Annotated in this window: 13 protein-coding genes; all 13 read right to left on the bottom strand. The window is 48.8% G+C overall.

Annotation, left to right across the window (positions count from 1 at the left end):
* Positions 1 to 32: 32 nt before the first annotated feature.
* Positions 33 to 2816: a WD40 repeat domain-containing protein gene (locus OXH00_26430; protein ID MCY3744570.1), complete on the bottom strand. Its 2784-nt coding sequence runs from the start codon at positions 2814 to 2816 to the stop codon at positions 33 to 35.
* 48 nt (positions 2817 to 2864) lie between these two features.
* Positions 2865 to 5759 (bottom strand): hypothetical protein, encoded by a 2895-nt coding sequence (locus OXH00_26435; protein ID MCY3744571.1) that lies wholly within the window; start codon positions 5757 to 5759, stop codon positions 2865 to 2867.
* A gap of 507 nt (positions 5760 to 6266) precedes the next feature.
* The gene (locus tag OXH00_26440; protein ID MCY3744572.1) at positions 6267 to 6443 is read right to left on the bottom strand and encodes a hypothetical protein; all 177 of its coding nucleotides are present in this window, start codon (positions 6441 to 6443) and stop codon (positions 6267 to 6269) included.
* Between the two features lie 188 nt (positions 6444 to 6631).
* A complete protein-coding gene (locus OXH00_26445; protein ID MCY3744573.1) occupies positions 6632 to 6961 on the bottom strand; it encodes a rhodanese-like domain-containing protein in 330 nt (109 codons plus the stop codon).
* Positions 6962 to 6964: 3 nt separating this feature from the next.
* A complete protein-coding gene (locus OXH00_26450) occupies positions 6965 to 7348 on the bottom strand; it encodes a DUF971 domain-containing protein (protein MCY3744574.1) in 384 nt (127 codons plus the stop codon).
* 172 nt (positions 7349 to 7520) lie between these two features.
* A complete protein-coding gene (locus tag OXH00_26455) occupies positions 7521 to 7823 on the bottom strand; it encodes a metal-sulfur cluster assembly factor (GenBank protein ID MCY3744575.1) in 303 nt (100 codons plus the stop codon).
* A gap of 31 nt (positions 7824 to 7854) precedes the next feature.
* Positions 7855 to 8166: a non-heme iron oxygenase ferredoxin subunit gene (locus OXH00_26460; GenBank protein MCY3744576.1), complete on the bottom strand. Its 312-nt coding sequence runs from the start codon at positions 8164 to 8166 to the stop codon at positions 7855 to 7857.
* Between the two features lie 18 nt (positions 8167 to 8184).
* Complete coding sequence (locus OXH00_26465; protein ID MCY3744577.1) at positions 8185 to 8421, bottom strand: hypothetical protein; 237 nt, start codon at positions 8419 to 8421, stop codon at positions 8185 to 8187.
* Positions 8422 to 8434: 13 nt separating this feature from the next.
* Positions 8435 to 8827, bottom strand: a complete 393-nt coding sequence (locus OXH00_26470) for an SUF system NifU family Fe-S cluster assembly protein (GenBank protein ID MCY3744578.1) — start codon at positions 8825 to 8827, stop codon at positions 8435 to 8437.
* A complete protein-coding gene (locus OXH00_26475; GenBank protein MCY3744579.1) occupies positions 8824 to 10068 on the bottom strand; it encodes a cysteine desulfurase in 1245 nt (414 codons plus the stop codon). Before OXH00_26475 ends, OXH00_26470 begins: the two co-directional genes overlap by 4 nt.
* 72 nt (positions 10069 to 10140) lie before the next feature.
* Positions 10141 to 10482, bottom strand: a complete 342-nt coding sequence (locus tag OXH00_26480) for a glutaredoxin (protein MCY3744580.1) — start codon at positions 10480 to 10482, stop codon at positions 10141 to 10143.
* A 180-nt stretch (positions 10483 to 10662) separates the two neighbouring features.
* The gene (gene sufD, locus OXH00_26485; protein MCY3744581.1) at positions 10663 to 12027 is read right to left on the bottom strand and encodes a Fe-S cluster assembly protein SufD; all 1365 of its coding nucleotides are present in this window, start codon (positions 12025 to 12027) and stop codon (positions 10663 to 10665) included.
* Positions 12028 to 12179: 152 nt separating this feature from the next.
* Positions 12180 to 12696: SufD family Fe-S cluster assembly protein (locus tag OXH00_26490; GenBank protein MCY3744582.1), on the bottom strand; the 517-nt coding region annotated here is incomplete at its 5' end.

The following is a 12696-nucleotide window of genomic DNA, read 5'->3' on the forward strand; positions in this document are numbered from 1 at the left end:
ATAAAATACACAAGGCTCAGATCTCATGAAATTCATTCAAAAACGGAGCCCGGTATGAGTTCCCACAACAAGACTGTGCCGTCTGAACTCCCGGTAACGAGCGTCTCTCCATCCGGCGAAAACGCAATGCTATTCACTTCACGCGTATGCCCCGTGAATATGCGGACACGGAGGCGGTTGGCGGTGTTCGCATCCCACAAACGCACCGTACGGTCCTGACTGCCAGTCGCGAAAATCTCTCCATTCGGCGAAAACGATACGCTATTAACCCAATCAGCATGTCCTGTGAGTGTACGGATCGGGTTACCCGTGTTTGCATCCCACAAACGGACTGTATTGTCTCGACTCCCGCTAACAAGCGTTTGTCCATCCGGCGAAAACGATACGCTCTCGACGGAACTCGTATGATCCGTGAGTGTCCGAATGAGGGTGACGGTATCTGCTTCCCATAACCGAAGTGTCTTGTCCCAACCGCTGCTAACGATAGTCTCGCCATCAGGTGAAAACACAACGCCACGGATCCTACTCGTATGCCCCGTGAATGTTCGGATGAGTTTTCCGGTGTTCACATCCCATAAACGGATCGCCTTGTCCCAACTGCTACTAATGATCGTTTGTCCATCCGGCGAAAACGATACGTTATTGACACCATTCGCAAGTTCTGTAAATGTTCGGATGCGTTTGCCCGTATTCGCGTCCCATAAACGAATCTTATTGTCTCCACCACCGCTAACGAATGTCTCTCCATCCGGCGAAAACGATACGCTATTGACACCATTGGTATGTCCCATGAGTATGTGGAGGAGGTCGCCGGTAGTCGCATCCCATAAACGGACCGACTTGTCTGGACTCCCACTAACGATCGTTCGTCCATCCGGTGAAAACGATACGCTATCGACCGAATGCCAATGCGCTGTGATTGTTCGGATGAGTTTTCCGGTGCTCACATCCCATAAACGGAGGATGCCGTATCTGGATCCATCCTCCCCGGTAACGAGAGTCTCTCCATCCGGCGAAAACGATACGCTTCTGACCGAAGACGTATTTTTTACAAGCGTTTGATTGCCCGTATTCACATCCCATAAACGGATCGTACCCTCCCTACCGCCGCTAACGATTGTTCGTCCATCCGGCGAAAACGCTACGCTATCGACTGCCTTCTTATGCCCCGTGAGCGTTCGGAAGAGGTTGCCGGTGTCTGCATCCCATAAGCGGATCGTACCGTCCCTACTGCCGCTAACGATTGTTCGTCCATTCGGCGAAAATGCTACGCCACTGACCCCATCCGTATGTCCTATGAATGTTCGGATAATGTTGCCCGTGTTCGCGTCCCATAAACGGATACTGTTCCAACTCGCGCCAAGGATCGTTTTTCCATTCGGCGAAAACGATACATTATCAATCCAACTCCTATACCCCTCGCGTGTGTGAATGGGGTTACCAGTGTTCGCATCCCATAAACGGAGGGTGCTATCCCAACCCCCGCTAACGAGTGCCTGTCCATCCGGCGAAAACGCTACACTCTCAACCGAACTCGGGTATCCGGAGCGTGTTCGGATGAGTTTTCCGGTGTTCGCATCCCATAAACGGAGCGCATTGTTCCGACTCGCGCTAACGATCGTTTTTCCATCCGGCGAAAACGCTACACTATCGACCCCATCCGTATGCCCTATGAGTGTTCGGAAGAGTTTGCCAGTGTTCGCCTCCCATAACTGGACTATCTTGTCCTGGTTGCCAATAGCGATCGTTCGTCCATCCGGAGAGAACGCAACGCTAAGCACCGGACTCGTGTGCTTCGTGAGTGTTCGGATGAGTTTTCCGGTGTTCGCATCCCATAAACGGAGTGTATTATTCTGACTGCCAGTCGCGATGGTTTTTCCATCGGGCGAAAACGCTACGCTAAGGACCCAACCTGTATGCTCTGTGAGTGTGTCGATGACAGCGCGAGTGTTCACATTCCATAACCGGACTGTTTTGTCGCTACTGCCGCTAACTATCGTTCGTCCATCCGGCGAAAACGCTATGCTATTCACTGAATCCACATGCCCTGCGAATGTATGGAGGAGATCGCCGGTCTCAACAGCCCATAAACACATCGTCCTGTCCCGACTCGCACTAATAACTGTCTTACCATCAGGCGAAAACACTACGCTCTTAACCGAATACGTATGCTCCATGAGTGTGTGGAGGAGTTTGCCAGTATCAACATCCCATAAACGCACCATCCTATCACTACTGCCGCTAACGAGCGTCTCACTATCCGGGCTAAAGCCTACGCTACTGACCGAAGCCCTATGCCCTGTGAATATACGGACGAGGTCGCCCGTGCTGGTATCCCATAACCGGACCGTCTTGTCACTACTGCCGCTAATGATAGTCCCTCCGTCTGGACTAAACGCTACGCTATTGATGCCCCCCGTATGCCCTGTGAATGTCCGGACGGGATTGCCAGTGTTTGTGTCCCATAAACGGACCGACTTGTCCCGACTCCCGCTAATGATAGTCTCGCCATCCGGACTAAACGCTACGCTATTGACCACATCCGTATGCCCTACGAGCAGATCGAGTTCTTCACCTGTCTCCACGTCATAAAGCCAAATACCGACACTACTCGCCACAGCAAGGCGCGCACCATCGGGGGCGTAGGCAAGCGCGGAATAAGCGGTTTCGCTTATCCAGCCTTTACCGAGACGCGCTTTCGCACCCTCAGGTAGGCCTAATTGCGTATAGCTTTCATATTCAGCGAAGGTTTTGGGTAAGGACAGCATTGAAATCACAATAAGTGCCAAAAAAACCGAAAACAACTTTACTTTCATGGGAAGTCTCCATTTTTTAAGGTTACCCAAGATAGGTCACTGATATTTTTATTGAGGTGTTTGTTCCGAACCGTCAAAGGCCCGTGCTGGTGTGAGTTCCCACAACAGCACTGTACCGTCATGACTCCCGCTAATGACAGTCTCGCCATCAGACGAAAACGCCACGCTATAAACCAAACTCGTATGTCCTGTGAATGTGCGGATGATGTCGCCAGTGTTCGTATCCCATAAACGCACCGTATTGTCAGCACTCCCGCTAACGAGCGTCTCGCCATCCGGACTAAACGCTACGCTAAGGACCGGTCCCGTGTGCTCCGTGAATGTACGCACGAGGGTGCCCGTCTTCGCATCCCATAACCGGAGCGTATTGTCATGACTCCCGCTAACGATAGTCTCGCCATCCGGAGAAAATGATACGCTACGGACCGAATATGTATGTCCCTTGAGTGTGCGAATAAAGTTGAGGGTGTTTGCATCCCATAATATGATCGTCCTGTCATCACTTCCGCTAACGAGTGTCCCGCCATCCGGACTAAACGCGACGCTAAGGACCGAACCGGCATGCCCTGTGATTGTACGGATGAGGGTGCCCGTGCTCGTATCCCATAAATGAAACATCGTGTCGCGATGCCCACTGCTAACGAGTGTCTCGCCATCGGGAGAAAACGATACACTATCAACCCCATAGGCATGCCCTCTGAACGTGCGAATAGAGTTGCCGGTGTTCGCATCCCATAACCGGAGCGTCTTGTCAGCACTCCCACTTACAATAGTCTGTCCATCGGGTAAAAACAATACGCTCTTGACTGAATCCGTATGCCCCTCGAATGTGTGGAGGAGGTTCCCCGTGTCTGCATCCCATAACCGGAGCGTCTTGTCAGCACTCCCACTAACGAGCCTCTCTCCATTGGAAGAAAACCCAACACTCTTGACTGAATCCGTATGCCCTGTGATTGTTCGAATGAGGGTGCCCGTGTCTGTATCCCATAACCGGAGCGTTTTGTCATCGCTCCCACTAACGACAGTCTGTCCATCCGGTGAAAACCCAACGCTCTTGACATGATCCGTATGCCCCTTGAATGTGCGGAGGAGCTCGCCCGTGCTTGCATCCCATAAATAGATTGTATGGTCCCAACTATTGCTAACGATCGTCTGTCCATCGGGAGAAAACGCTACATTCTCAACCCAACTCTTATGTACGAATGTGCGGAGGAGCTCGCCCGTGCTCGCATCCCATAAACGCGCCGTATTATCCTCACTCCCGCTAACAATTCTCTCTCCATCCGAACTAAACCTCACACACTTGATTGAACCCATATGTCCCATGGATGATACACCCCTGATTGGACCCATATGTCGCTTGAATTTGCGTATGAGATTGCCCGTATTCGCATCCCATAAATAGAGTCTCTTGTCATAACCGCCGCCAACGATAATCCGTCCATCAGGTGAAAACGCCACACTATTAATCCAGCTCGTATACCCGGTGCGTGTTCGGATGAGGTCGCCTGTGTCCGCATCCCATAAACGGATCCTACCGTCCGAACCGCCGCTAACGAGCGTCTTTCCATTCGGAGAAAACGCTACGCTACTGACCAAATACGCATGCTCTGGAGGTGTGCGGACGAGGCTGCCCGTGTTCGCATCCCATAAACGAATCATACTATTACTTTCGCTAACGATAGTTTTTCCATCTGGCGAAAACGCTACGCTATTGACCTGATTCGTGTGTTCTGTGAGTGTTCGGATGAGGTCGCCCGTGCTCGCATCCCATAAACGCATCGTATTGTCCGAGTTTCCGCTAACGAGCGTCTTTCCATCCGGAGAAAACGCTACGCTATAGACCGAACTCGTATACCCTGTGAATGTGTGGATGATGTTGCCCGTGTTCGCATCTCGTAAACGTACTGTATCCTTCAGAACGCCAGGATAGGTAGTTCGTCCCATCTTTGAATTTAATAAAAGGAGCGTATCGTCCTGACTGTGAGTAGCGATAGTGCGTCCATCGGGTGAAAACGTCACACTATAGACCGAACGCATCTCCTCCGTGAATGTGCGGATGAGGTTGCCCGTATTCGCATCCCATAAACGCACCGCGTCGTCCCCACCTCCACTAACAATACGCTCTCCATCGGGTGAAAACGCCACGCTATTGACCGAACTCAGATGCCCCTTGAGTGTGCGGATGAGGTTGCCCGTATTCGCATCCCATAAATGGACCGTTGAAGGGTTCCAACCTCCGCTAACAATAGTTTCTCCATCGGGAGAAAACACTACGCTATAGATCGAACCTTTATGGCCTGTGAGTGTGCGGATGAGGTTGCCCGTGCTCGCATCCCATAACCGGACCGTCATGTCCTCACTCCCACTGACAATAGTTTCTCCATCTGGCGAAAACGCTACGCTACGGATCCAACTTTTATGGCCTGTGAGTGTGCGGATGAGGTCACCCGTGTTCTCATTCCATAACCGTACCGTCATGTCCTCACTCCCGCTCACAATACGCTCCCCATCTGGACTAAGGGCTACGCTCTTGACCTCCCCCGCATGCCCTGTAAATGTTCGGATGGGATCGCCCGTGTTCGCATTCCATAACCGTACCGTCTTGTCCCCACTTCCGCTCACTATATGCTCGCCATCTGGACTAAAGGTCACGCTATTGACCACATCCGTATGCCCTACGAGCAGGTCAAGTGCTTTACCAGTCTCCACGTCATAAAGCCAAATACCGACACTACTCGCCACAGCAAGGCGGGTGCCATCGGGGGCGTAGGCAAGCACGACATCTGCGATATCGTTTATCCAGCCTTTACCGAGACGCGCTTTCGCACCCTCAGGTAGACCTAATTGCATATAACTCTCATACTCAGCGAAAGTCTTGGATAAGGACAGCGTTGAAATCACAATAAGTGCCAAAAAAATCGAAAACAACTTTGCTTTCATGGGAAGTCTCCACTTTTTAAGGATGGACGTATCAAAAATAGAACTTACGCATTCCGTCTTAAAGTCCCCCTGATAAGGGGGATTTAGGGGATTTAAAGGACGAAAATTCCTGCTTTTTACGTCTAAATGTCCGATATTTGCGCAATTTGCGTAAGTCCTAAAGAAAAGAAATTTTCTCTGAATCTACACAATTCTCAGGAGAAAGGTGGTAACTTAACGCAAATATTATAAAAATAATAAGCAAGAATCATACCAACGCAGAAATGCGAATAAAATGGACAGATAATTTGGGAAAATGTGTGTTATTCAACACAATAGGGAAGGGATATTCAGGGAACTGTATCAAATTGAAAACACATTGATACGGTTCATCAGCGGCATATTTGCTTTGTTAGAAAGGTTTAGTCAAACATCGCAGGGATACTCGGTGGTACGGGATGTTTCAACAGGTTCGCGGTATTCTAACAGATCACGGACTTCTGTTTCGACGCTTTGGCGACGATACGTTTACTCATCTTCTTCGACAGGCGTAAAGACGAGTCCACAACTGCTGCATCGATATCCGCTCTCTGGTTTCGATTCCACAACAGGGAAAAGCATACCACAACAGATAGGGCACGGTTCGTCAATTTCCATTTCGGCTTGTTCCATTTCGCCTGAGCGATTTTCAAATTCAACGATCACGGGTATCCTCCTTTTAATGAACAACACCAACGCGCCTATAGATGTCATTCAAGGACATCTTAGGGGTGAAGAGGGTTTGTGCTGGAAGAGATGCCATACGTATTTCCTTGAATAGCAATCATGTTAGCAATATAATACCGCATTTTTAGGCAAAAGTCAATCTTTTTCGCTATGCTGTTCAGGAAGATTTAGTATCTCGGTAGGTTTGGATCAATCTCGGCTGCCCACTGGTCGATCCCGCCGATGAGGTTCTTTGCGTCCGTGAACCCATTTTGCTGTAGATAGGCGACAGCGTAAAGGCTACGTTGTCCATGATGGCAGTAAACGACGATCTCTTGGTCTGATGGGAGACTGTCTATATGGTGTGGCAGTGTGTTAAGGGGGATTAAACGAGCGTCTTCAAGATGCACGATGTCGTATTCGCTCGGCTCGCGAACATCTAACAACAAAACAGATTCATTTTCATCGAGTTTTTGTTTCAATTCTTGTGGTGAAATTTCGGGGAATTCGGTTTGCATCGCTTAGTTTTCTTTCTCCAGTTGGATAGGCGGTAGCGGTGCGCATTCTGGACAGGGACACGTCTCACGCAGGACTTCAAACGGGTAGATGCCGGTGTCGTGTCCATCGTTCCAACTGAATTGGAGCGCGTAGCGACCGACTAACTGAACATCAAGGGGTTGAATATCGTCCGGGACCTCAATCAGTGTTACATCTCCGTCGCCTTGCGGTGCAAAGAGGGAATGGATATCCCTACCTTTATGCCGGATGATGGAACATTCAGCACACGGACACATCTGCCGGAGATAGGTGTATGGATACCAACTCGCATGCCCATCCTTCCATTCTACCTGAAAGGCGGTGTCATGTTTTTTGAGGAGTTTCGGACTTTTGCTAACTACATGCATGTTACTAATCGTGGTAATTCGGTGAGGTTAGAAAATCTTGCCAGCAGAAACTACGCCCATAGGGAGCTTTCTCTGCATTGTAACGTACTTCGCGTAAACCCGGCCCCGATTTCATCAGAAACCCGTTTTCGGACAACGGACGAAAACGAGCAGAAGCCCCATAGTTTAAAAATTAAAAAATACCGAGTTCGTCCCTTGCGTCCTCAGTCATCATTTCAGGGGTCCAACGTGGATCCCACACAACATTGATGTTAACTTCGTCAACACCGTCGAGTTGCTGTGTAACGTGCTGTGCGCCATTGACAATCTGTCCACCAGCGGGACATCCCGGACTCGTTAAAGTCATCGTAATATCAACAGTGGTTTCATCGATATCCACGCCGTAGATCAGTCCCATATCAACGATGTTAATACCGAGTTCTGGGTCGATAATGTTTTCTTTGATAGTTTCCAATACAGATTCTTCAGATACCATTGGGATTTCCTCCTATAAGATAGATAACCAATCAGTCAACGGTAATTAAAATATCATCATCCTCAATTTTGACGGTGTAACATTCAATGGCTTCAACAGCAGGCATACAGAGCGGTTCTCCGGTTCTGACGCAAAAACGTGCGCCGTGTCGTGGGCATTCTATCTCATCGCCGTTGAGAAAACCTTCAGCCAAAGGACCGCCATCATGCGTGCAAACGTCCTCCATCGCATAAAATTCACCATCAACATTGAAGAGTAGCACGGGGACAAAATCAACTTCAACTAACTGTTTCGTGCCGGGTGGCACTTCACTAACCTTCGCAACTTTATAGAATTCTGGCATATTCGTGTTCTTTTCCTCTCATTCATTCCAAATCTCTTCGTGAGTGTGAAACTTCAATTGCCCGGTTTCTTTACGTTCAAGAATATCCTTCATATCCTCATAAAGTGGAGATTCTTTATCAAGATGGAAAATCCCGAGTTCTTGCGCTGCAAACTCCTCCAATTCTTCACGCACTACCTTACGAATCAGGCTTTCTAACTGCTGAACACTCAGTGTAACTTTAGTTTCTTGTGTTGCCGTTACATTGTCACTCATTGTATTGTACCTCCTATTCATCTTCCTCACCGGGCCAGCAGTTGATGCCGTAGGCACCGGCTTTGAGGACTTTGAGAGCCAATAACGCACATTTGAGGCGAACAGGCCCCAAAGGGATACCGATCATATCCAAAATGTCGTCTTTCGAGAGTTTCTTAACTTCGTCAAGGCTTTTGCCTTCAATTCTCTCAGTCAACATAGAGGCAGACGCGAGACTAATCGTACAACCGTGACCACAAAAACGCACCTCTGTAATCGTGTTGTTTTCAATAAGTAGGTCAATGCGAATCTGATCACCACATAACGGATTGTCTTCCTCGTGCGAAATATCAGGATTCGGCAACGTCCCGTAGTTGCTCGGATTTTCGTAATGGTCAAGCAGTTCTTCCTGATATATGTTCATTATTTTCTCCGAGCCATGAGTTTTTGTGTTCTACATAGCCCTTCGGACAATCGGTCTACGTCTTCAACTGTATTATAGAGGTAAAAACTGGCGCGGGCAGTGGCAATAACATCTAACCGCTTCATGAGCGGTTGTGCACAGTGGTGTCCTGCGCGGATAGCGACACCGTGCGTATCCAAAATTCCTGCCACATCATGCGGATGGATGCCCTCCAAATTAAAGGAAATAACACCCGTTTTTTGATGCGGTGCAGACGGTCCGTAGAGGGTAATGCCTTCGATTTCTTTTAAGCGTTGATGTGCATATTTTAAGAGTTCTTGTTCATGAACGTGAATTGCTGCTAAATTTGCCTGCGTGATGTAGTCCACGGCGTGTCCAAGTCCGATAGCCTCAGCGATACTGGGGGTGCCTGCCTCAAACTTAGCTGGGAGTTCTGCATAACTTGATACGTCACGCTCAACACTCCGAATCATCGAGCCACCACCGAGGAACGGAGGCATCTCTTCAAGCAGTTCCATTTTACCGTATAACACACCGATGCCGGTTGGTCCACACATTTTGTGTCCTGAGAATGCGAGAAAATCACAATCGAGTTGTTGGACATCGACCTGAAAATGTGGCACCGATTGTGCTGCATCAACGACGACTTTCGCGCCAACAGCGTGCGCAGCGTCAATGACAGACTGAATCGGATTGATGGTCCCAAGTACATTAGAAACGTGTCCCATAGCAACAAGTTTCGTCTTTTCAGTGAGACAATCGCGGAGTTGCGTGAAGTCAAGCAACCCTTCATCGGTGATCTCAAGGAACCGTAGCACCGCACCTGTCCGCTGTGCAAGCAGCTGCCAAGGCACGAGGTTGCTATGGTGTTCCATAACGGTGAGGACAATTTCATCACCTTCCTGAATATTTGCAGTTCCCCAACTATAAGCGATGAGATTAATGGATTCTGTTGTATTCCGCGTGAAGATGACTTGGCGCGAGCGGGGTGCGTTAATCAGTTCTGCCACCTTTTCTCTCGCGCGCTCGTACTGCTCCGTCGCTTCCTCTGAGATACGATAGATACCGCGATGGATATTGGAACGATAGGTATCGTAATAGGCATCCATCGCCTCAACGACTGGACGTGGTGTCTGCGTCGAAGCGGCGTTATCAAGGAAAGCCAACGGCGGTTCTGTCGCGAAGATCGGGAAATCTTTGCGGATGCCTTCCACATCAAGCGGACGAAAGTGCGCAGTATGCATTATGTTTATCACCCTATGTAGGGCAAGCACACTCTTTTGAGCGTGCCCGCCATTGGAGATCCATTCAATACACTATCGGCTCGGGAAACCAATATTAACAGCAGATGGTCCGTGGTCCTCACACGCCTGATCCGTTGGTACATCGGTTTCAGCATCGCTGGATTTGACGATCCCTTCCGAAACCAAATAGTGTTCCACTTCATCGCCACTGACATCGGCAAGCATCACGTCGTCAATTTGGACGCATGGCTGATAGGGTTGCCGCGTCTTCTGAACCATTTCACGATAGTTGTTTTCGTTGTTAATGATGTCTCTATCTTCATAGTCTAAACCGTATTTGGCGAAGATCGCACGGACACCATTGCTCCATCCGCAGACGGGCTTCATGTAAGCGATAATTTTCGGTTGACTCATGATGAGTTTCTCCTTTTTTTATGGTTTTCAGTTGTCAGTCTTCAGTTATCAGTCAATTTCTCGTGGATGGTTGGTTTGATGTACCTGCCACAACACACTTCTTGTAACTGAGCACTGATAACTATTCGCCGAAAAGTGTTAGGTAAACCCAACGCCTCTTTAACTGAAAACTGATAACCGTTAACTGGTAACTAATTTGCGCGTAATAGATGTACCCAATTCTTCGCGCACAGATTCTAACGGGATACGTTCCATGACAGGTTCAAAGAACCCTTCAACAATTAGTTTTTCTGCTTCTGTATAAGGCAAACCACGACTCATTAGGTAAAAGACCTGCTCGGCATCAATTTTTCCGGCAGTTGCGCCGTGTGTACAACGCACCTCATGCGCCTGAATCTCTAATCCGGGCAAAGTATCGGCATGCGCACGTTCACTGAGCAGGAGATTATCGTTTTTCTGATAGGCATCGGTATGGTTCGCTGACGGATAGACGTATATATTTCCACCCCATGCAGCCTGCGCTCTGTCTTTGAGGACAGTCCGATATAATAGATCGCTGGAGGTATGCGGTGAAACATGCTCCTGTGCGGTGCTAACATCTAAGTGTTGACGGGCATCCGTAAAAGCGAGTCCTAACATTTTTGCGTTACACCCGTCACCCTCCAAAACAACGGCTTGATTTATCTTGTTGAGCCTACCACCAAAGGTAGCGGTCACCCAGCAGAGATGTGCGTCTCTGGCAACCATCGCGCGGTGCGAGGCGAAATTCCAGACGTGCCGGTTCCAACGTTGTGCCTGTACGTATGTCACGTTCGCATTCTGCCCAGCGAAAATTTCGACAGCTCCGCTATGTAATCCGCTTGCCGCTGCGTTCGTAGATAAATTGTCCTCCAAAACGACGACCTGACTGCCCTCTTCAGCAATAATGAGTGTATGTGACAAGTCAGCTTGCTCCGCTTCGGACATCCTGATATAGACGCGCAGGGGTGCTTCAACCCTTACACCTTTAGAAACGTGTAAGAGATAACCGCCCTGCCAAAATGCGCCGTGAAGTGCATCAAACTTATTATGTTGCGCGATATTCCCACTTTTTAACGCCGTCTCTAAGGTCACTGCCCTGTTCATGAAGTAAGAACGGAGAAGTTCCGGCTGCTCTCGTAATGCTGTGTGGAGATCCGCAAAGTATACGCCTTTTTCTTTCAGTATTTCAGTATCGGAGATATGTTGGCGTTGTCCATCAATTTGTACAAGCACACCCGCGGTTTCCGATTCACTGTCGTCAACACATTCGGAGGATACTGTGCCGTTAGGGACACTCGGATGATACTTTTCAACAGCGAAACCGCGGAGATACCGCCGCGTGCGTCGCCAATAATCTTGGGTACGCATATCAACGGTACGTCGCCAGACATCATCTTTGGTCGTATGCGGCATCGGTAAAGACTCGTAATGTGCGTAAGCCTCTAACCGTTTATCACGCATCCACTGTGGTTCAGTTGCTGCTATTTTTTGAAGAAATTCTTTTGAAAAATCACCTTTTTGCAATTTGTTTGATCCTTTATTAGTTATCAGTTGTCGGTTATCGGTTAAGAAACGATCTGTAAAAGTTTATTGAGTCTGATATACGCCAAAGGTGCCTGAACTGCTACGAGAAACGCTTTTAACCGATAACTGAAGACCGAAAACTGACAACCATTTTAACCCACTGAACCTTCCATTTGAAGTTGAATGAGACGGTTCATTTCCACAGCATATTCCATTGGAAGTTCCTTAACAAGAGGCTCAATAAACCCGTTGACAATCATTGTAGAGGCTTCCTCTTCCGAAAGCCCACGACTCATCAAGTAGAAGAGTTGTTCCTCGCCAATTTTGCTGACGCGTGCCTCGTGTTCAATATTGGTATCGTTCTCACCAATCTCAATAACTGGATAGGTGTCCGAACGGGAGTCCTTGTCAAGGATAAGGGCATCACAAACGACGTGCGATTTGCACCCTTTTGCCCCCTTTGCAACATCCACCCACCCGCGATAACTCGATCGACCACCATCTTTACTGATGCTCTTAGAGGTTATCTGGGAAGTGGTGTGCGGTGCGCAATGATAGACTTTCGCGCCTGCGTCTTGGTGCTGTCCCTTGCTGGCGAATGCGATAGAGAGGATGTCGCCACGTGCACCCGGTTCCATCATATAGACACTCGGATACTTCATCGTTAAC

This window comes from Candidatus Poribacteria bacterium, from assembly GCA_026706025.1.
Taxonomy (GTDB): domain Bacteria; phylum Poribacteria; class WGA-4E; order WGA-4E; family WGA-3G; genus WGA-3G.